A 19,980-nucleotide genomic window follows, 5' to 3' on the forward strand; every position below is an offset into this window, starting at 1 on the left:
CGTACCCCGGGTTCCGTACGACCGGCTCCAGGAAGAGGGACGATGAGGCAACAGACGCGTTCCGGGTGGCTGTCGGTGTGGGGGGTGGTGGTCCTGGGGCTGCTGGTGTTCGCCGCCCTGCGCCCGGACGGCGCGGCGGGCCCGCCGCAGCCCGGCGCCGAGCAGGGGTTCGGCACCCGGCACGGCGCCGGTCCCGCCGAGCGCGCCGCCCCCGCGCCGGGCGGCGGACCGCGGGCCCTCCCCCGGTCGGAGCCGGTCCGGGTGCGCATCCCGCAGATCCGGGTGGACGCCCCGCTGGTCGGCCTGGGCCTGGACGCGGACGGCCGCCTCGCGTCGCCGCCCGAGGCCGAGCCCGGTCTCGCCGGGTGGTACGCGGCCGGGGCCACCCCGGGCGAGAAGGGCACCGCCGTCATCGGCGGCCACGTCGACGTGCCCTCGGGCCGGGCCGTCTTCTACGACCTGGGCGCCCTGCGCAAGGGCATGACCGTCGACGTGGCCCGGGCCGACGGCACGACCGCCGCGTTCGCGATCGACGCCATCGAGGTGTACGACGCTGACGCGTTCCCGGACGACAAGGTGTACGGGGACGCGGGACGCCCCGAACTGCGCCTGATCACCTGCGGCGGTGGCTTCGACGAGAAGGCGCACCGCTACCGGGGCAACGTGGTCGTCTTCGCCCACCTCACGGGCACGAGCGAGGACGGGGGCGGGCACCGGAGCGGGAACGGCGGCGGGGACGGATCGGCGAAGGCCGCCGTGTGAGCGCCCGTGTGAGCGGCCCGGGGGGGCCGCCGGGGGCCTACTCCCTGCGCCGTCCGCCGACACCGCCCGCGGGCACGATCTCCGCGATGCGGACGAGGTCCCGCGCGGTGAGGTCGAGGCCCTCGGCGGCGATGTTGGCGGCGACCCGCTCCGGGTCGCGCGAGCCGGGGATGGGGACCACGTACTCCTTCTGCGCGAGCAGCCAGGCCAGGGCGAGTTGGGCGAGGGTGGCGCCCTTGGACTCGGCGAACGCGGCCAGTTCACCGGCGAGGGCGGCGTTCGCGTCGTAGTGGGCGGGACTCCACCAGGCGAGGCGCTGGCGGAAGTCGTCGGCGGTGTAGTGCTCGCGCGAGGTCACCGCGCCGCTGAGGAAGCCGCGGGCCAGCGGCGAGTAGGCGACGAGCCCGATGCCGAGCTCCTCGGCGACGGGGAGCAGCGGCGCGACGTCGTGCGGGGCGAACACCGAGTACTCCTCCTGCAGCGCGGAGACCGGGTGCACGGCGTGGGCGCGGCGGACGGTGTCCTCGTCGGCGTTGGAAAGCCCGAAGTACCTGACCTTGCCCGCCGCCACGAGCTCCGCGACCACGCCCGCGACGTCCTCCGCGGGGACGTCCGGGTCGGGCGCGTGCTGGTAGAGCAGGTCGATCGTGTCGGTGCCGAGGTGGCGCAGGCTGTTGTCGACGACCGCGCGGACGTGGTCGGGGCGCGAGTCGCGGCCGCCCTCGCGGGTCAGGCCGAACTTGGTCGCGATGGTCACCTCGTCGCGGACCGGTGCGAGGGCACGGCCGAGGAGCTTCTCGCCCTCGCCCCACCCGTACATCTCGGCGGTGTCGAAGTGGGTGGTCCCGAGGTCGTGCGCGCGGCGGACGGCGGCGACCGAGCGGTCGTCGTCCGCGGGGCCGTACCCCGTGGCGGTGCCCATGGCGCCGTATCCGATCGCCGACACGACCAGACCCTGATCGCCCAGCTTCCTTGTCTGCACGAGCCACTCCTTGTGTCGGACCGGACCACCGGAAGGCCGGGTCGCGCACCCACCGTACGGGCGGAGGCGGCCCGGCCACAGGGGAGCGCGGGAATTGTTCACGCGATCGAAAGGCCTGTTTACGGGGAGGGTGCCGGGGCACGCGATGATTACCGCGACAGCGGCTTTCCAGCGAATGAGGAGGCATGTCCATGAGTGCCGGCGAGAAGGCCAAGGCGAAGACCGAGCAGGCCAAGGGCGGCGCCAAGGAAGCCGTGGGCAACGCCCTCGGCAACGAGCGCATGGCCGCCGAGGGCCAGGCCGAAAGGCGTACGGGAGACGCCCGGGAGGCCAAGGAGAAGACGAAGGACGCCTTCAAGCACTGACGCCTCCGAATACGGGGCCGCGCCATTCCTTTCCCTTCCGTGAATGGCGCGGCCCCGTTTTCCGTTTCCCGTCCCTTTTCCCGGACGCGCTTCAGGCGGGGTCCTCGGCGTCCGTGGTCCCGGGCGGGCCGGAGTGGTAGAGGATCTGCCAGGCGACCGTGGCGAACAGGGCGAGCACCACGCCCCAGGTCGGCAGGCGGGCGCCGAACGCGGCCACCGCGAGGGGCACCAGGATGCACGGCAGGGCCCAGGCCGCGATCCAGGCCGGGCGGGGGCGCGCGGGCAGCGCGGCCAGCAGTCCAAGGGTGAAGTAGAGGGTGAGGGCCGCGCACACCAGCCAGCGCGCGGGCGCGGGCAGCACGGAGTCGGCGTGCGCGACGGCGATGCCGAGTCCGGCGGCGAGCGCGGCCAGGGCGGCCGTGGACACCGCGTGCAGCAGCATCACCAGGCGTGGCGACAGGACGCGGCTGCGCAGGTGCGGGACGCCGTTGGAGCCGTACAGCAGGCTGAGCGTCCAGAGGGAGGCCAGGAGCGCCAGCGCCGCGACCCCGGTGGCGGCCAGGCGCGGCGTCCAGTCCTCCAGGTCGGCGGCGGCGTCGATGACCTGGATGACGCCCTCGCCCAGGACGATGATGACGTAGAGCCCGAGGCGTTCGGCCAGGTGGGCGGCGTCGGTGTGCGCCTCGTGCAGGCGCGGCCTGCCCTCGGGCACGTGCTGGCGGCGGCCGTGCTGCGGGCGCGCGTCCTCGCGCACCCGCCGGTCCTGCGCCTGTCGCAGCGCGCGCTCGCGGGAGAAGGCGAAGAGGGCGAACAGGTCGAGAGCGATCCCCAGCGCCCACAGGCGGTAGCGCCACGGGTCGTCGACGAAGAGCGAGGCGAGCCAGGGCGCGGCCCCGGTGCCGATCTGGGCCAGCGGCCAGTCGGTGACCACGCTGCCGCGCTGCCAGACCCGCCCGGCCAGCCAGCGCAGTGCGGCGTAGGCCAGGACGAACGAGACCGCCTGCACCGTGTCCGTACCGCCGGACCCGATGCTGTGCACGGCCGCCGCCATCACCGCCATGCCGGACATCGCGCCGAGCAGGACGCTGGTGCGGGCGGTGCCCGCGGCCACGTCGCCGTACACGACGAAGCCGGCCCAGGTGATCCAGAACGCCGCGTAGAGGACCCCGTAGAGCGCCAGGTCGCCCCAGGTCGGGCCGGAGTGCAGCAGGTGGGCGAGCTGGCCGACCCCGGCGACGGCGATGAGGTCGAAGAACAGCTCGTTCCAGCCGGCGTGCCGCTCGGGAGCTGGGACGGGGGCGGGAGCGGATCCGGCTCCTCCGGTCGCGTCGGGTGCGTCGTGTGCGCTGGCCTCCATGCAGCGATCATCGTGCGGCGCGGGCGGCGGGGCGCGGTGGGCGGGCCCGTCCGGACGCCACGGGACGATTCCCGACGTGCATCGGGACACTGCGCGTACCGGGAGGCTGCGTGTTCATCGGGAGGCTGTGTGTTTATCGCGTACGAAGTCGGACAACCGGACACGTGTCGCCGGGCAGCACCGGCCCTCGGGCCCCACCGCTCCCACGGCGACGGCGAACAGACGACGAAACGTCGTGGTCGAACGTGATTGGAGTGGCAGCCGTGGCTTCCAAGAACAACGCGAAGAACACCCCAAAGACCCCCGGGAAGACCCCTGGGAAGGCCCCGGGCAAGACGGCGAGCATCCCCCGCTACACGGTCCCCGGCATCGCCGTCGAGGACGCCGGGACCGTCATCGACCTCCTTCAGGAGCGCCTGCACGCGCTCAACGACCTGCACCTGACGCTGAAGCACGTCCACTGGAACGTCGTGGGCCCGCACTTCATCGCCGTCCACGAGATGGTCGACCCGCAGGTCGACCGCGTCCGCCTGATGGCCGACGACGTGGCCGAGCGCATCGCCGCCCTCGGCGGCGTCGCCACCGGCACACCGGGCGCCCTGGTGTCCGCGCGCGGCTGGGACGACTACAGCGTGGGCCGCGCCGACGCGATCGCCCACCTCGGCGCCCTCGACCTGGTCTACACCGGGCTCATCGAGAGCCTGCGCACCGCGATCAAGACGGTCGGCGAGATCGACCCGGCCACGGAGGACCTGCTGATCGGCCAGCTGCGCGACCTGGAGCAGTTCCAGTGGTTCGTACGGGCGCACCTGGAGACCGCGGGCGGCACCCTGAGCACGGCGGACGCCTCCAGCGAGGCGGAGGCGGCGCGGAAGGCCACGAAGAAGTAGGCACCGCGGGGCGGGCGCTCCCACCGGCCGCGAGGCGGTTGTGACGCACTCGGCGCCCGGTTCAACTCGTGTGGGTGAGCGCTTTCCTCCTTGCCGGGGAACCGGGCGGGCGGCAGGGGTGAACCCCGCCCGCCGGGCGTGTCCGCGAGGGGGGCGGACGCGGTTGTGCGGGGCATGAGTACGCAATCGACCAGCCCGATACTGGCCACCGCTCCCGTCGTCGCCCACGTCATCGTCGAGGGGGCGGGCGCCGACGTCGCGCCCGGGGACATAGTCGCCCTCACCTGCACCGTCGACGGACCGCACACCCTCCGTATCGCCCTGGGCGGGCAGGCGGACCACTACAGCGTCTCCCCGCTGCGCAAGACGCTCGGCATGGCCTCGGCCCTCGGCTACCGGGACCTGGTCCTGGACTGCCGGGCGCTCGACTTCTGCGACAGCGCGCTGCTGAGGGTCCTGGACGCCTGGCACCACTCCGGCGGCACCTGCACCGTGGTGCGGCCGCCCGCCCAGCTGGAGCGGATGCTCGACATCCTCCCCACGTGCCACCGGCCGCTGAGGATCGCGAGCGAGTACGACTCCGTACTACCGGAACTACCGGACGAGTACGACTCCGTGCCGAGCGAGTACGAATCCGCAGCGGACGCGGGCGCGGCGCTGCCGCACGAGGTGGGCGCGTGCCGATGACGTTCCTCGCCCTGACCTGCGGACCCGCCCTGCTCTCCGTCGCCCTGCTGCACTGGCCCCGCCGGGGCGGCAGGGCCCCGGCCCGGTCCCGTACGGGATCGCGTACGGCGCCGACCGCCTGAGGTCCCGTCACCCGCCCCTCGACCATGACATGACGCGGGGTGCCCCGGTCCGCACCGCACCGGGGCACCCCGCGTCACTGGGGATGGCCCCCACCCGTCACTTCGACATGATGAAGTCCAGCGCGCCCCCGGACGCCGTCGTCCAGAACGTGACCAGCTGGCCGTCGTCCCCGTACAGCGTCTGCACGGGCAGGGGCACGTCGACCGACTTGCCCACCTTGGTACCGACCTTGCGGCCGCTGAGGGTGAGCGTGACGCTCGTCGCCGGGTACTCGTCCATCTTGCCCCCGGCCACCAGCAGCGCGGCGTACGCCTCCTCGGCCCTCCCGAGCCGCATGGGCTTCCCGGGGTCCGGGCTGCTGCCCTGGATCACGGGGGTCGTGCGCTTGGCGTCGCCGATCTTCACGAAGGGGTAGTGGTAGACGTCGCAGGTCCTGTCACCGACGTTCTGCACGGTGATCAGCAGGTGGCGGGCGTCCTTGCTATCGGCCGGCTCCTTCTGCGCGGAGACGGCGAGTTCCTCCATGGTGCAGGCCGGGACGGCCGTGCCGCCCTTGCCTCCGTCGCCGCTCTTTCCCGTGGACTCCGTGGGCGGGAGCGGGACCTTGGTGCTCGGCGAGGCGGAGGTGGAGGGGGCGCCGCCCGGCAGCGCCGAGTCCGTCGCCTTCGGGCTGCCGGGCGTCCCGGAGGCCCCCGTGTCCTTGTCCCCGCCCGGTTGGCAGGCCGTGGAGGTGAGGAGGGCGGCGGCGACGGCCGCGCCCAGGACGTAGGGCTTCAGGACCGTCTTCAGGCCGGTGCGATGCGCGCGGCGCGTACGGTTTCCGTGGACAGGAGCATGCATGGTGGTCCCCCGTGGCCGGCGCGAACCGGCCGGACTCGGCTGATCTGAACGGCGCCCGGGCGAAGGGATTCACCCCGCCCGGCACCCCTGTCGAACGTACGGGGACCACCTGCCGCGACGCGTCCAACCAGGGGTGTAACTCCCGCTCCAACCAGGAACGTACGGGCGGTCCCACGCGCCGCCGCCGGGCGCGGCCGGTGATTTCGCCGATGCCCGGCGCCCCGGCCCGGGGCCAAGGTGGCTGCCCCATCCCCTGCGAAAGGGCTTCCACCGTGCAGCAGTTGACCCGCACGCACCAGGCGCGCCGCGGGCGCGCCCTCCGCACGTTGCTCGCGGCGCTCACGGCCGCCGCCGCACTCATCGCCGTCCCGGCCCCGGGCGCCAGCGCGGCGGACGAGAACCCGTACGAGCGCGGGCCCGCGCCGACCGTGACCAGCATCGAGGCGGTGCGCGGCCCGTACGCCGTCTCGCAGACCAGCGTCTCCTCGCTGAGCGTCTCGGGGTTCGGCGGCGGTACGGTCTACTACCCGACGTCCACGGCCGACGGGACGTTCGGGGCCGTCGCCGTCTCCCCCGGCTACACGGCCTACCAGTCCTCCATCGCCTGGCTCGGTCCCCGGCTCGCGTCGCAGGGCTTCGTGGTGTTCACGATCGACACCCTCACCACGCTCGACCAGCCCGCCAGCCGGGGTCGTCAACTCCTGGCGGCACTGGACTACTTGACGCAGCGCAGCGCGGTGCGGGGGCGGATCGACGCGAGCCGCCTGGCCGTGGTGGGCCACTCCATGGGAGGCGGCGGCACGCTGGAGGCGGCCAAGAGCCGCCCGACGCTCAGGGCGGCGGTCCCGCTGACCGGCTGGAACCTGGACACGAGCTGGCCGGAGGTGCGGACCCCCACGCTGGTCGTCGGCGCGGACGGTGACACGATCGCGCCGGTCGCGACGCACTCCGAGCCGTTCTACCGCAGCCTTCCCGGAACCTTGGACCGCGCGTACCTGGAGCTCAACAACGCCACGCACTTCACGCCGAACTCCTCGAACACGACGATCGCGAAGTACAGCGTCGCGTGGCTGAAGCGCTTCGTGGACGACGACACCCGGTACGAGCAGTTCCTGTGCCCGCTGCCGTCGCCCGGCGCGACGATCGAGGAGTACCGGGGCAACTGCCCGCACACCTCGTAGCCCGGCACCCCGGCACGAGCGCGGGAGACCGCCCCTGGCGGCCTCCCGCGTCGTCCGGCCGGGCGCGGCGGACGCACTTCTTCCGCGCGTGCTGACCGGCCGGTAACGTGACGGAAATGCCCGCGCCAACGGCCCGTTCCGCCCGCGCGACGCTCTCCGAGTGGAGGCTCGCGCCGCACCCGGACCCCACCGTGCCGCCCCTGCTGGTCGCGCTCGGCGCCGACGTGCGCGCGGCCGTGCTGCTCGTGGCGGCCGGGCACGAGGACCGGGCCCGCGCGCCGGGCGCCCCCCTCGACGCGGTGCTGGCCGCCTGCGCGGCCGCGGGGATCGGGCCGGGCGCGCTGGCGGCCGCCGAGGCGGCCGGGCTGGTGGAGCGGCACGGGGGCGCGATGCGGCTCGCACCGGCCCTGCCGTACTCCCTGGTGCGCGACCGCGTGCCGTACGCCGTGCGCCAACTGGCCCACCGGCGGCTCGCGTCGGCGCTCGACACGGCGCGCGACCGCCTGGCCCGGCTCACGCAGAACGCCCTGGGCGCCGAGGATCCGCGCGGACAGGCCGCCCTGTTCGTCGCGGCGGCCGAGCGCGCCCTGATCGACGGACTGCCCGGCCGCGCCTCGGAGTTGACCGCCTCGGCACAGGCCCTGCCGGCCGACGGCGCGACCCTCGCGCGCGCCGCGCACGTGCGCGGCCGTGTGGCGCTGCGCGACGGACCGGTGGCCGATGCCCGCGAGACGCTGATGGTCGCGGCCCGCCTGCTCGCCCCGCACGACCCGGCCGCCTCGCTCAGCGCCCGCTTGGAGGCGGCCGAGGCGTCGTGGGCGCTGGGGGACGCGGCGGCGTACCGCGAGGCCGTCTGCTCGGAACGGGACGGCCGGTGCGCCGACTGCGCCGGCGCGGGACGGGGGCCGGTCGGCGCGGGCAGCGTGGCGGCCCACCAGCGCAGCGGCATGTGCGCGGTCCTGCGCGGGGACGCGGACCGGTTCGCGGCCGGAGCCGTGACGCTGCGGCACGTGGTCGACGCCGGCTCGGACGAGGACGACGCCGAGGAGCTCCTGCGCGCGGGAGCGACGGCGCTGGTGCTGGGCGACCTCGCGGCGGCGTCCCGGATCACGGGGCGGGCCCTCGCGCAGGCGCGTGCGCACGGCCTGCCGGCCCTCGTGCCGCGCGCCCTGGAACTCCTCGCGTACGCGGAGCTGCGCGCGGGCCGCCACGCCCGGGCCCGGGTGTACGCGGAGGACGGGGTGCGGTGCGCGTCCGCCGGAGGCCAGCGCAACGTGCTGGCGCACCAGCACGCCGTGCTCGCCCTGGTCGCCTCCCTGGACCGGGACGGCCGGGCCGTGGCCGCGCACGCCGCCGTCGCCGAGGCCGTCGCGGGAGGCCACGGCCTCGTACAGGCGTCGACGCTGACCCAGTGGGCCCTGGCGCGTGCGGACCTGGCGCGCGGGCGGGTCGTGGAGGCGGCGGCGCGGCTGGCCCCGGTGGTGCGCCCCGGCCCTCGGCAGGGTCACTTCGCGGTCCGGATGCTCGCGGTGCCGTGCTTCGTGGAGTCGCTCGCCCGCACGGGGGCGCCCGGGCCCGCGCGGGGCCCGCTGGAAGAGTTCCGGCGGCGGCCCGACTTCGCCGCCGATCCGCAGGCCCCCGCCCAACTTGCCCGCTGTGAGGCGCTGTTGAGCGCCTTGGAGGGGGCGCCCGAGGCCCGCACAGAGGAGTGGTACGAGCGGGCGCTCGCCGAACACCAGCAGGCGGGCGGCGACTTCGAGCGGGCGCGGACCCTGGTGCTGTACGGCACGTGGCTGCGCCGTGAGCGTCACCCGGTGAGGGCCCGCCGGTACCTGAGGGACGCGCTGGTGGCGTTCGAGCGGTGCGGGGCGCGAGTGTGGGCACAGGCCGCGGGGGCCGAGCTGCGGGCCACCGGAGCGACGGCCGGGACCGGGCGGCCGGTCGGCGCGCTGGCCTCGTTGACGCCGCAGCAGCTGCGGATCGCGCGGAGCGTGGCGGAGGGGGCGACCAACCGGGAGGTGGCGCACCAGCTGTCGCTGAGCGTGCGCACCGTGGACCACCACCTGCGCAACGTGTTCGCGACGCTCGGGGTCCGGTCGCGGGTGGAGCTGTCGCGGCTGGTGGCGGATCAGGCCGGGTGAGACAGCGGTGTGCGCTCCCGTCGCGGCAGCAGGAGCGGGGTGGCGAGGATGAGCAGCCCCGCGACCGTGAGGGTCGTGCGCGGTCCCGTGGCGTCGGCGAGCAGCCCGCCGAGGGCGGTGAGGACGGCGATGGACGCCTGCTGGCCGATCGACCAGGCCGACAGGGTGCGGGCGACGAGGTGGTCCGGGGTGTGTTCGAGCCGGTAGGTGGCGAGCACCGGGCTGTACAGGCTCATGTTGACGATGATCGCCAGCTCGACGGCGATCACGGTGACGAGCCCGACGACGCCGGGACGCACGAAGGCCAGGCCGATCAGCCAGACGGCGCGCAGGGTGCCGACGGTCCGGAAGACCCGGTGCGTGCCGTGGCGGGCCACCACGCGGCGCGCCAGCCGCGAGCCGATGAGCCCGCCGAGGCAGGGGGCGGCGAAGGCGAGGCCGTACTGCCAGGGCGGGAAGTGGAGCTGGCGCAGCAGGAGTACGGCGAGGACCGGTTCGGTGGCCATGATCAGGCCGGCGACGAGCAGCTGGTTGAGGTAGAGCGCGCGCAGGCCGGGGTGGCCCATGATGTGCCGCCACCCGTCGAGCAGCGCGCCCGCCCGCAGCGGCGTCCCGCCGGTCGTCCGCGGCTTCTCCTCGCGGCCGCCGATCGCGGTGACGCCCAGCGCGGACAGCAGGTAGCTGAGCGCGTCGGCCACCACGGTGGTGACCGGTCCGAACAGCCCGATCGCCGCTCCGCCCAGCGGCGGTCCGATCGCGATGGAGCTCCAGTTCGTGGACTCGAACCGCGCGTTGGCGACGAGCAGGTCGTCGGGCCGCACCAGGGCCTTGAGGTAGGCGCCGCTCGCCGCGTTGAAGGAGATCTTCGCGGCGGCGACCACGGCCGAGACCACGAGCAGCTGGACGAAGCCGAGCAGTCCGGCGGCGTAGGCGACCGGGACCGACGCCATGGCCGCGAACCGGACCAGGTCCATCGTGATCATGACCGGGCGCTTGCGCCGGAACTCCACCCAGGGCGCGAGCGGCACCGCGACCAGCGCCCCGACCGCGGGCCCCACCGCGGACAGCGCGGACACCTCGGCGGGGCCGGCGTGCAACACCAGTACGGCGATCAGCGGCAGCGCCCCGAACCCGAGGCCGGAGCCGTACGCGCTCACCGCGTACGCCGCCCACAGCCAGCCGAACCGCCGGCCCAGCCGCCTCCTGCCCACCATCCCGGCGCACTCCCTCGTTGTCCCGTGTCCCGTCCGACGTCGCACCTTCGGCACCGCCCGCGATCCCGCGGGAACAATCCCGGGTTGCCCGAGCAGAGCTAAGCGGGCCGGACAACGCCAGGTCAAACAACCCATTCACCCCTCATCCACAACCATCGGTTGTTGAATAGGGTGGGTCGGCATGGACCTCGAAGCAGTGCGCACCTTCGTCGCCGTCGCGGAATCGGGCCGCTTCCAGCGGGCCGCCGCCGACCTCTCGATCACCCAGCAGGCCGTCTCCAAGCGCGTCGCCGCGCTGGAGGGCACCCTCGGCGTACGGCTGTTCACCCGCGCCGCGCGCGGCGCCGAGCTCACCATCGACGGGCAGGCCTTCCTGCCCCACGCACGCGAGCTGCTGCGCGTCGCCGAGCGCGCGGGCGCGTCCGTGCGCCCCGGCCGCCGCCCGCTGCGCGTCGACGTGCTCGCCTCGCGCAGCGCGCAGTCGGGCCTGATGCGCGCCTTCCACCGCGCGCACCCCGACGTCGAGCTCGACGTGGTGATGCTGCACGACATCGAGGCGGCGACCGCCGCCGTGCGCTCGGGCGCGATCGACGCGTCCTTCCGCGCCGTCAACGCGCCCGGCCACCCCCTTCCCGAGGACGTCGCGGCCGTACGGGTGCTCGACGAGCCCCTCCAGCTGCTCACCGGCCCCGCGCACGCGCTGGCCCACGCCCGGTCGGTCACGGTCGCCGAGCTGACCGGGCACCGCATCTGGATGCCGGGCATCGCGCCGGGCACCGAGTGGGGCGCCTACTACGACGACCTGGTCGCCGAGTTCGGCCTCACCATCGAGGTGACCGGGCCCAACTTCGGCTCCGACGCGCTCCTGGACACCATCGCCGACACCCCGGCCCTGGCCACCTTCATGGGCGAGCACTCCCGCCTGATCTGGCCCGCCGGCCACGGACTGCGCCGCATCCCGGTCACCGACCCGACACCGGTCTACCCGCACTCCCTCATCTGGCACCGCGACAACCCGCACCCCGCGCTGCCCACCCTCCGCACCCACCTCGCCACCGCGGCGGCGGGACAGGACGCGGGCGGCACCTGGACACCGGGGTGGACGCTGCCGCGCTGACGTCCCGCCCCGAGCACGACCGCGAGGATTGCCGTGGCCCTGACGAGGTACCCGCTCCCCGACGACACGACGGCCCCTCCCGACGGGGCCCTACACGACGGGGTGAGACCGGTGGCGCACGGCGACGCAGGAGGGCCGCGGGAGCGCGGTGGCCGCACGAGGGCCCGGGCGCCCCGGGAACGGGGCCCGGGAAGCGGCGGCCCGCGCCGGGCGCGCGGCTCCCGGCTGCGGGAGGTCGTGGCTGACGACGCCGTCTCCGTGCGCCAGGTGTCCGTACGCCCCTCCCTGGCGGCGCTCCAGCTGCGGCGGGGCGGGCCCGGGAAGCCGGTGCCCCTGGACGCGCGGGCGCTGCGGCGGGCCGCGACGGCGCTGACGTACCGGATGCCCCTGTCGAGCCGGGTCGCGCGGGCGCGCAGATACGCCCTCGCGGTGGCGGGCGGGGTCCTGGCGGGCGGCGCGGTCACCTACCTCACCCGGGGCGGGCGCTCCGGCTGAGGGATGGATCGGACGGGTCCAAGGCCTTCGGATCGGGCGGATCCGAGGCGACCGGACGGATCTGCGGCGATCGGATCGGACGGTTCCAAGGTGATCAGACGAGTCCGAGGTGATCGGATCGGACGGATCCGAGGTGTTTGATCCCGAAGATCCTGTCAACGTGAAGAGTATGAGCATTTCGACGCGCGAGGTGGAACGGAAGTACGAGACCACCACCCGGGGCCCTCGGTCCCGGGGGAAGGGCGACGCGTCGCTGCCCGACCTCACGGGCGTGGCGGGCATCGCCTCGGTCGCCCCGCACACCGAGCGGCTCGACGCGGTCTACTACGACACCGAGGACCTGCGGCTGGCCGGGAGCGACGCCACGCTGCGGCACCGGACGGGCGGCGGCGACGCGGGCTGGCACCTCAAGCTCCCGCTGGGCGGGGACGGCCGCGAGGAGATCCGCAGCCCGCTGTCCGAGCACGTGCCCGGGGAGCTCGCCGACCTGGTCCGGTCCCGCACCCGCGGCGCCCCGCTGCGACCCGTGATCCGCATCCGTACGGAACGCACCGTCCGGGAGCTGCGCGACGCCGAGGGGACGGTCCTGGCCGAGCTGAGCCTCGACCGGGTCCGGGCCCGCTCGCTGACCGGCGGGAGCCGGAAGGCGGCGTGGACCGAGATCGAGCTGGAGCTGGCCGCGGGCCAGCCGCCGCTCCTGGACGCCGTGGAACGGGTGCTGCGCAAGGGCGGCATCCGGCGGGCGGAGCACCCGTCCAAACTGGTGCGCGCCGCCCGGGCCACGGGCCACTCGCCACCCGAGGGCTCCTCCTCGGCCGGGGCCGTGAAGGGCTCCCCCGGCGCACACGTCGTGGCGTACGTCTCCGACCAGGTCGAGCACCTGGTACGGCTGGATCCGGCAGTGCGTCGCGACGAGCCCGACGCCGTGCACCGGATGCGGGTCGCCTGCCGCCGGCTGCGCAGTGCGCTGCGCTCGTACCGCTCCGTCCTCGACCGCCGCGCGACCGACCCGGTGCGCGACGAACTCAAGTGGCTGGCCGGCGAGTTGGGCGAAGAGCGCGACCACGAGGTGCTGCGCGGGCGACTGACGCGGGCGCTGGACGACGTGCCGACGCAGGACGTGCTCGGGCCCGTGCGGGCCCGGCTCCAGGTGTGGGACGCGGCCGGCGGCGAGCACAGCCGCCGGCGCAGCCTCGCCGCCCTGACCGATCCGCGCTACGACCGCCTCCTCGCATCACTGCACGCGCTGACCACCCGCCCGCCCCTGCGCCGCAAGGCGAACGCGAAGCCGGGGAAGGTCATGCGCAGGGCCGTACTGAAGGAGTACGGCCGGCTCAGGTCCCGCACGGAACGGGCACTCGCCCTCCCCCAGGACGCGGAGACGGCCGAACTGGACCGCGCGCTGCACGAGGCCCGCAAGGCGGCGAAGAAGGTACGGTACGCGGCCGAGGTCGCCCGGCCCGCCCTGGGCAAGCCGGCGAAACGCTTCGGCAAGCGGGTCAAGGCGGTGCAGCAGGTGCTCGGCGGACACCAGGACAGCGTGGTGGCACGGCAGTTGCTCCGCGACCTGGCACTGAGGGCGGAGGCATCGGGCGAACCGTCGTTCACCTGGGGCCTGCTGTACGGCGAGGAACGCCGCAGGGCGCGCGCCCGACGCGCCGAACTGCCAGCCGCGTGGAAGCGGGCGAGCGCCACCAAGTACAGCAAGGCATTGACGACTTGACCACCTCGGCCACGTCCGACCCGAGGGGCGGACGTGGCCGATCCCGGAACCCCACACCCCCCGACATCTCACCAAGCCCCAAGGAGAGGCAGCACCATGACCACCACCCCCGCACGCGTCCTGGCCATCACCACGAACTACGGCGTCGAGCAGGACGAACTCGTCGTCCCCGTACAGCACTTGCGCGACGTGGGCGCCCAGGTCGACATCGCGGCGGTCGAGTCCGGCGACATCGAGACGCTCGTGGGCGACCGCGACCCGGGACGGACCGTCCCCGCGACCCACGCGCTCGCCGACGTCTCGACGGACGACTACGACCTGCTCCTGATCCCCGGCGGCACGATCAACGCCGACTCGCTGCGCCTGGAGGCCCTGGCCATCCAGGCCGTCCGGGACTTCGCCTCGTCCGGCCGCACCGTCGCCGCGATCTGCCACGGCCCGTGGCTGGTGGTGGAGGCGGAGGTGGTCGAGGGGAAGACCCTGACCTCGTACCCCTCGGTCGCCACGGACATCCGCAACGCGGGCGGCACCTGGGTCGACGAGGAGGTGTTCTCGTGCGGCGCGAACGGCTGGACGCTGGTCACGTCCCGCACCCCCAAGGACCTCCCCGCCTTCCTCAAGGGCATCGACGAGGCCCTGGCGTCGGCGGCGAGCTGAGCCGGGCGGCCGGGTGACGCCGGGGCGGCCCCCGGCGTCACCAGGTGCCGATGACGCCCTCCCACCACCAGTCGTCGGGGTCCTGCGCCGCACCGCACGGATCGATCGCGTGCGCCTTGTCGATCGCGTCCTGGAGCATCGGGCCCAGCTGTTCGTCGTCCGCCGCGTAGAGCACGAGGAGGGCGCTCTGCGCGAAGTACCACCGCCAGGCGATCTCCACGAAGGCCCGCACCGAGGAGTTGAAGGGAACGACGTCCCCCAGCTCGTCGGGGAAGCCGACGACGCGGCCGTCGGGCTCCACCGCGGCGACCGTGTGTTCCCAGAAGCGCCCCAGGCGGTATCCGACCAGGTCGTGCGACTCGATCTCCGGGCCGCTCGCCGCCTGGACGGCTCCGGCCAGCAGCACGGAATCGGGCTTGTCGGGCGCGAAGACCGGGACGCCCCAGTTCCTGAGCGCCTCGGCCTGGTCCCCGGGGATGCGCCAGCCGGTGGACGCGTCTCCTGCGCGCGACGCCTGGACCCCGCTCCCGGCCCGGCCGATCAGTTTGGTGAAGGGGAGTTCCAGCGCGAGGCGGTAGTCCCGGCGGGCTTCTTCGGGCGTGCGCTCCATGATCCGTTCCGTACCTTCCGTGGGTCTTCGCTCTTCCGTGGCCCGTATCCCATTCTCCCGGGTCCGGCCGGTCACGTCACAGCGGACCGCACTGCCCGGGCCCGGAGCACCAGATGATCGTCTCCGTGATGTCCTTCCTGGTCGCGCGCACCGTGTCCTGGGATTGGGCGATCTTCGTCTTGTTCATGTTCTGGGTCGTCGGCCCATCGGGGTCGAGGCTCCAGGAAATGCTGTTCTGGGCGTTCTTGAACTGTACGAGGCGCGTCGCGCAGAGGTTGGGCTTGCTGGTGCACGGTTGGCGTTCCGAGTAGATGGCGACGACCGCGTCAGGGCTGATCTTGTTCGCTGCCAGGTAGTCGTTGATGATTCGCTCGGAGTGCTTGCCCTTCACCTCGTTGCGGGCCGCCACGTAAGTGGTCTTACCGTTCTGCTCGATCGCGTAGATCGCCACGTTCCCGCCCCCCTCCACCTTCTGCAGCTGGCGGAGCTTCGCCGCGAGTTGCGCCAGCGGGTTGGTGGGTTCGTTCAGGAGCGTCCTGCCACAGCTCCAGTCCCAGTTGTGCACCAGGACGTTCGCGGTGCCGGAGCCCACGTAGTAGGTGTGCAGGCCCTGCACGGTGAGGTCGAAGGTGATCCGGGTGCGGGTGTAGCGGTCGACCGTGGACACGCGCACGGGGGTGCCGTCCGGGGCGCGCAGCCGGGCCCCCGGACCGATCTCGCCCGCGTCGGCCCAGCGCCGCTCGTCGGTCAGCCAGAACGGGTGGGTGTCCGTGGCATCGAGCGTCGCGGCACCGTCGGCCGTCCTCAGCGCGAGGCGGGTGAAGTGCTTGTCGCCGCGGGTGACGATCGTGTCGACGACGCGCCGCCCCGAAGTGCCGCCCGTGTAGGGGTCCGTGGCGAGGACCTGGTCACCGACGCGTATCTTCTCGATCGCGCGGCGGGTGCCGTCTGCGAGGAGGACCGGCGTACCGGCGAGGAAGCTGTGCGGGACCGCGCAGGCCTCGTCCTCGTCCTCGTCGTCCTCCGGCTTCTCGGGCTCGTCCGGTTTCTTCGACGGCTCCGGCTTCTTCGGCGGCTCCGGCTTCGGCTTGGCGTTCTCCGCGTCGAGCTTCGCCTTCGCGGCGGCGAACTTGTCCTCGGCGGTCTTGACCTTGCCACGGGCGTCGAAGACGTTGCCGATCTTTCCCTTGAGGTCCCAGGCCAGCTCCAGGACCTTCTTGACCTTGCTCGCTCCCTTCTTCCAGTCCCACGGCTTGTAGTACTTCTTCGCGAACTTCCCCGCCACGCCGCCGATCAGGCCCGTCAGCACGTCGATGACGGCCTGTCCGCAGGTCGCGAGCTCCTGCTTCATCACGCATTCGAAGGGGTTCTTCAGTCCCAGCTCGTCGGCGAGGATCTCCGCGAGCTCCAGGGCCGTCGCCTTCGCCTTGTCCTCGCTGGTGCGCTGGTCGTTCTTCGCCGCCTCCAGCTCCTGCTGGGCCGCCTCGAACTCGATCTGCGCCTGCGTCTTCTCAGGCGGTGCCGGCGGCTCGGCCGGAGACGACACCTCGTCCACGGGAACGTCGGCGCCTGGCGGTGGTTCCGCGTCCGGCGGCCCGTCTGCCGCCGCTTCCTCGCCACCCGTCTCGCAGGGACCACCGGTGAGGCACGTGATCTGAGCGACTACCTTGTCCGTCAGCGTCTGTCCGACGCCTGTCGCCACCAGCGCCCCGATGATCGCCGAGACCAGCAGCACCAGGCCCAGGTACTCCACGGCGGTCTGCCCCGACTGGCGGTGCGCCCGGCCGCGGGACGGTCCGCGGGAGCGAAGGCCCAGCAGCCGGGCCCGCGTTCGCGGAAGGCCACCGGAGCCGGTCTTGCCTGTGCGCACGCGCGAGCCCTGACGAGGGTGTCTTAACGGCATACACGTGAAAGTAGCGATGTGCTTGCCGCGCGGGATGGGCCCCAGGACCCAGCCCCGGACCCAGAGCGGGGCCCACGGCCGGACCTCCGCCGGCCCTGGTCACGACATCGCTGAAGCGCGCGCACCGAACTCCGGGGCGTCGGACTCGGCGGCGGTGCGCAGGGCCGACTCGACGCGGCGGTTGCTCGTCATCGTCGACGTGACCGCGGTCATGGCGAGCAGCAGGCCCGCGGCGGCGTACAGCGGGGTGCGTACGTCGTAGGCGGTGGCCAGCCAGCCGCCGAGGAAGGCACCGAACGGCGCGGCGCACATGGCGAGCATGCGCGAGGTGGAGGCGACCCGGCCCATCAGGTGGGCGGGGACGACGGCCTGGCGCAGGGAGGGGGCGAGCACCATCGTGGCGCCCATGCCCGCTCCGCAGACGGCGAGGGCGAGACCGGCCACGTACGCGTTCGGCGCGGCGGCCAGGCCCAGGACGGCGAGGCCCTCCAGCGCGGCCGTGCAGGTGAGCGCGGTCCCGGTGCCGAGCCAGCGGCCCAGGAAGGAGGCGACGGCCGCGCCGAGCAGCCCGCCGGTGGCCTCCGCCGTGAGGAGCAGGCCGAAGCCGAGGGTGCCGGTGCCGAGCCGGTCGTGGGCGAAGAGGGCGAGCACGGTCTCGACGGCGACGAAGGCGACGTTCCCGACCGCCGGACGCAGGGCTAGCCCGAGCAGCAACCGGTCCCGGAAGACGTACGAGGCACCGGCCCGCGCCTGTCGCAGCAGCGACTCACGGACCTGCGGCACGGGCCGGGGCGTGGCGGGCAGCGACCGTACGAGCAGTGCGGAGACGGCGAACGACACCGCGTCGGCGAGCAGCGGAACCGCCCGCCCGAGCGCGAGCAGGGCGCTGCCCGCGGGCGGTCCCGCGAAGCCCGACGCGGCGGTCTGGGCGCCGCGCAGACGGGAGTTGGCGCGTTCCAGGAGCGCGGTGTCGCGGCCGAGCAGGTCGGGCAGGTAGGCCGTGGCGGCCGTGTCGAAGAAGAGCCCGCCGATGCCGAGCAGGAAGGCGACGGCCGCGAGCAGCGGAATGCTCAGGGCGTCGAGCGCCGCGGCCCCCGCGGGGACCGCGAGCAGCACCGCACGCAGCACGTCGGCCACCCACATGGTGCGCCGCCGGTCCCAGCGGTCCACCAGGGCACCGCCGAGCACGCCGAAGAGCAGCCACGGCAGGGTCCCGGCGGCCGTGACGACGGCGAGTGCCAGGGGGTCCCGCGTGAGGGTCAGGGCGAGCAGCGGCAGCGCGGCGTGTGACACTCCGTCACCGAGCGAGGAGACGGTCTGCGCGGTCCACAGCCGTCCGAAGCCCGTCGGCAACTTTCTCTTTCCTACGGTCTCTATGCTTTCGGTCTCTGCGGTCTCTGCGGCTTCTGTGCTCACTTGGCGTCCTCTCCGGACTGCTCGCGGGTGGCGGGATGGAACAGGGCGAAGACGAACGACGCGTCCGGCAGCGAGGGGTCGGACAGTTCCCGGTACTCGTCAGCCAGCGCCTGCAGCCGCGCCCCCAGCTCGGCGAACTGTTCGTCGGTGAGCCGCAGATGGGACATCCCGACGTGCCGCTCACTCTCCGCCGGGGACGCCTCCAGGTCCGCCACCGCGTGCCGCATCAGCAGGTCCGGCGCCCCCTCGCCCGGGTCCGGCACCTCGATCGTCCGGGCGGCCATCGCGTAGTACCGCTCGGTGACCCCGCGCACCTTCCGCGTACGCACCACCTTCACCAGGCCGGCCCGCTCCAGGAGCCGCACGTGGTAGCTGGAACTCCCCTTCGCGAGGCCCACCCGCTCGGCGATCTGCGTGATCGTGGCGGGCTCGAAGCGGAGGGTGGCCATGATCCTGTGGCGCGTGAGGTTGGAGACGGCGCGCAGTTGCTCGTCGGTGGTGACGCGGAAGGTCTCGGGAAGGTCGTCCGCGGGCAGAGCGCCTGTCGGCAGATCGGGTGCGGTTCCCTCGCTTGCGGGGAGATCGTCTGTGGGCATGCGAGTAATGGTCAACGTTTCTTGACCATTGCGCAAGGGCTTTGCGCCACGAGTCCGTTCTCCGTGCCTTCCGGGGCCCGGCGGGCCAGACTCGGCATGTACGCGAGGGACTTCCACGGGGACCCATGGATCCAACGGAGCTTGCCTCGGCGGCCGTTCGCGTAGCGTGCGGGCTGCCGCCAGTCAGGCTGGTCGCGCGTGGGCCTCTTCGTCAGAGGCGGCCTCGGGGCTGGTGCGGGGAGCGGCGATGCGCCGACGTCCGCGTCGTGGAGGAGCTGGTTCTCGAGGAGCTCGGTTGCCTCGCCGAAGATGCGGCCCTCGGCTCCGGCGCGCTCGTGCGCGGCAGTTGTGTCGACCTGACCGTACCGTGCTGGCCTGCTTGTCGACCGTACGCTGGCCCCTCTCAACCGCCCTTTGCAGCACTGGTCTTGCTGCCGCGACGCACGATCGTGAACGACGGAGAAGAGTTGTCACCACTACCAATGAGAATGACTCTGTAGTGCGAGCCCGGAGGAACGTTCGGGACGGTGATCTGCTGTTTGCCGGCCCTGATGGGAAAGTTCCGGGCCAGAGGGTGATCTACGTCTGCAAGGCCGTCTTTGCTCAGCAAGATCACCCCGCGCGGATTGGTGATCTGTCTCGGCGGATTCGTCACGTCCCACGTGATGGTCTGCTGTGTGCCGACCGTCCAGACGGTACCTGTGGTCGGGGACGTGACACGCGGCGCCCATACGTCACGCTGCACCACGACGCCAGAGCGAGCGGCCGCGTTGAAGTCCGTGGCCAGCGCCGACGATGCCGCGAGGGGACTGCTCGTCGCCGCGGCCATGAGCGCGGCCACCAGCGCGAATGGCGTGTACCAAGATCTCATGCAGAACCCCTTCCCTATCACCCGCCAGCACAAGATCGAGACAGAGTGCT

20 protein-coding genes are annotated in these 19,980 nt (G+C 73.5%); 11 read left to right on the plus strand and 9 right to left on the minus strand.

Annotated elements, in window-relative coordinates; all coding sequences use genetic code 11:
* The first annotated feature begins 42 nt into the window (after positions 1-42).
* Positions 43-762 carry a class F sortase gene (locus ABT160_RS13535; protein ID WP_351647060.1) on the plus strand — a complete coding sequence of 240 codons (720 nt, stop codon included), beginning with the start codon at positions 43-45 and terminating at the stop codon, positions 760-762.
* Positions 763-799: 37 nt separating this feature from the next.
* On the opposite strand, the gene ABT160_RS13540 is transcribed toward ABT160_RS13535, so the two are convergent.
* Entirely contained in the window at positions 800-1,744 is a 945-nt protein-coding gene (locus ABT160_RS13540) for an aldo/keto reductase (RefSeq protein WP_351647061.1), read from the minus strand.
* Between the two features lie 191 nt (positions 1,745-1,935).
* On the opposite strand from ABT160_RS13540, the gene ABT160_RS13545 reads away from it, so the two are divergent.
* Positions 1,936-2,109 carry a CsbD family protein gene (locus ABT160_RS13545; protein ID WP_351647062.1) on the plus strand — a complete coding sequence of 58 codons (174 nt, stop codon included), beginning with the start codon at positions 1,936-1,938 and terminating at the stop codon, positions 2,107-2,109.
* A 91-nt stretch (positions 2,110-2,200) separates the two neighbouring features.
* On the opposite strand, the gene ABT160_RS13550 is transcribed toward ABT160_RS13545, so the two are convergent.
* Positions 2,201-3,466, minus strand: a complete 1,266-nt coding sequence (locus ABT160_RS13550; RefSeq protein WP_351647064.1) for a low temperature requirement protein A — start codon at positions 3,464-3,466, stop codon at positions 2,201-2,203.
* Between the two features lie 344 nt (positions 3,467-3,810).
* Here ABT160_RS13550 and ABT160_RS13555 point away from each other — a divergent pair, with 344 nt between their 5' ends.
* From ABT160_RS13555 to ABT160_RS13565, 3 genes are all read left to right on the plus strand, one after another.
* Positions 3,811-4,356 carry a Dps family protein gene (locus tag ABT160_RS13555; RefSeq protein WP_351647247.1) on the plus strand — a complete coding sequence of 182 codons (546 nt, stop codon included), beginning with the start codon at positions 3,811-3,813 and terminating at the stop codon, positions 4,354-4,356.
* A gap of 174 nt (positions 4,357-4,530) precedes the next feature.
* Positions 4,531-5,043: an STAS domain-containing protein gene (locus ABT160_RS13560; RefSeq protein ID WP_351647065.1), complete on the plus strand. Its 513-nt coding sequence runs from the start codon at positions 4,531-4,533 to the stop codon at positions 5,041-5,043.
* Positions 5,034-5,165, plus strand: a complete 132-nt coding sequence (locus tag ABT160_RS13565) for a hypothetical protein (protein WP_351647067.1) — start codon at positions 5,034-5,036, stop codon at positions 5,163-5,165. The genes ABT160_RS13560 and ABT160_RS13565 overlap by 10 nt, the downstream gene beginning before the upstream one ends.
* 97 nt (positions 5,166-5,262) lie before the next feature.
* Here ABT160_RS13565 and ABT160_RS13570 read toward each other — a convergent pair whose 3' ends face one another.
* On the minus strand, positions 5,263-6,006 hold the full coding sequence (locus ABT160_RS13570; RefSeq protein WP_351647068.1) for a DUF4232 domain-containing protein: 744 nt from the start codon (positions 6,004-6,006) through the stop codon (positions 5,263-5,265).
* A 272-nt stretch (positions 6,007-6,278) separates the two neighbouring features.
* Here ABT160_RS13570 and bdeA point away from each other — a divergent pair, with 272 nt between their 5' ends.
* On the plus strand, positions 6,279-7,187 hold the full coding sequence (gene bdeA / locus ABT160_RS13575) for a bis(hydroxyethyl) terephthalate hydrolase (protein ID WP_502984222.1): 909 nt from the start codon (positions 6,279-6,281) through the stop codon (positions 7,185-7,187).
* Between the two features lie 116 nt (positions 7,188-7,303).
* Complete coding sequence (locus ABT160_RS13580) at positions 7,304-9,328, plus strand: LuxR C-terminal-related transcriptional regulator (RefSeq protein WP_351647069.1); 2,025 nt, start codon at positions 7,304-7,306, stop codon at positions 9,326-9,328.
* On the opposite strand, the gene ABT160_RS13585 is transcribed toward ABT160_RS13580, so the two are convergent.
* Positions 9,316-10,542, minus strand: coding sequence for an MFS transporter (locus ABT160_RS13585; protein ID WP_351647071.1), 1,227 nt, complete (start codon positions 10,540-10,542; stop codon positions 9,316-9,318). The genes ABT160_RS13580 and ABT160_RS13585 overlap by 13 nt on opposite strands.
* A gap of 181 nt (positions 10,543-10,723) precedes the next feature.
* Between ABT160_RS13585 and ABT160_RS13590 the strand changes: the two genes are divergently transcribed.
* The 4 genes from ABT160_RS13590 to ABT160_RS13605 all read left to right on the plus strand — a co-directional run bounded on the left by ABT160_RS13590 (position 10,724) and on the right by ABT160_RS13605 (position 14,534).
* On the plus strand, positions 10,724-11,659 hold the full coding sequence (locus ABT160_RS13590; protein WP_351647073.1) for a LysR family transcriptional regulator: 936 nt from the start codon (positions 10,724-10,726) through the stop codon (positions 11,657-11,659).
* A gap of 237 nt (positions 11,660-11,896) precedes the next feature.
* Positions 11,897-12,154, plus strand: a complete 258-nt coding sequence (locus ABT160_RS13595; RefSeq protein ID WP_351647075.1) for a hypothetical protein — start codon at positions 11,897-11,899, stop codon at positions 12,152-12,154.
* Positions 12,155-12,323: 169 nt separating this feature from the next.
* Positions 12,324-13,877 (plus strand): CYTH and CHAD domain-containing protein, encoded by a 1,554-nt coding sequence (locus ABT160_RS13600; protein WP_351647077.1) that lies wholly within the window; start codon positions 12,324-12,326, stop codon positions 13,875-13,877.
* A 96-nt stretch (positions 13,878-13,973) separates the two neighbouring features.
* Positions 13,974-14,534, plus strand: coding sequence for a type 1 glutamine amidotransferase domain-containing protein (locus ABT160_RS13605; RefSeq protein ID WP_351647079.1), 561 nt, complete (start codon positions 13,974-13,976; stop codon positions 14,532-14,534).
* A gap of 37 nt (positions 14,535-14,571) precedes the next feature.
* On the opposite strand, the gene ABT160_RS13610 is transcribed toward ABT160_RS13605, so the two are convergent.
* The 5 genes from ABT160_RS13610 to ABT160_RS13630 form a co-directional block, all read right to left on the minus strand.
* A complete protein-coding gene (locus ABT160_RS13610) occupies positions 14,572-15,144 on the minus strand; it encodes an SUKH-4 family immunity protein (RefSeq protein ID WP_351647081.1) in 573 nt (190 codons plus the stop codon).
* Positions 15,145-15,220: 76 nt separating this feature from the next.
* Positions 15,221-17,014, minus strand: coding sequence for a polymorphic toxin-type HINT domain-containing protein (locus ABT160_RS13615; protein ID WP_351647083.1), 1,794 nt, complete (start codon positions 17,012-17,014; stop codon positions 15,221-15,223).
* Positions 17,015-17,146: 132 nt separating this feature from the next.
* Positions 17,147-18,400, minus strand: a complete 1,254-nt coding sequence (locus ABT160_RS13620) for an MFS transporter (RefSeq protein ID WP_351647085.1) — start codon at positions 18,398-18,400, stop codon at positions 17,147-17,149.
* A 59-nt stretch (positions 18,401-18,459) separates the two neighbouring features.
* Positions 18,460-18,999 (minus strand): ArsR/SmtB family transcription factor, encoded by a 540-nt coding sequence (locus tag ABT160_RS13625; protein WP_351647250.1) that lies wholly within the window; start codon positions 18,997-18,999, stop codon positions 18,460-18,462.
* A 463-nt stretch (positions 19,000-19,462) separates the two neighbouring features.
* The gene (locus tag ABT160_RS13630) at positions 19,463-19,930 is read right to left on the minus strand and encodes a Ser-Thr-rich GPI-anchored membrane family protein (RefSeq protein ID WP_351647087.1); all 468 of its coding nucleotides are present in this window, start codon (positions 19,928-19,930) and stop codon (positions 19,463-19,465) included.
* Positions 19,931-19,980: the final 50 nt, after the last annotated feature.

Source organism: Streptomyces sp. NPDC001941 (assembly GCF_040296945.1).
GTDB lineage: Bacteria > Actinomycetota > Actinomycetes > Streptomycetales > Streptomycetaceae > Streptomyces.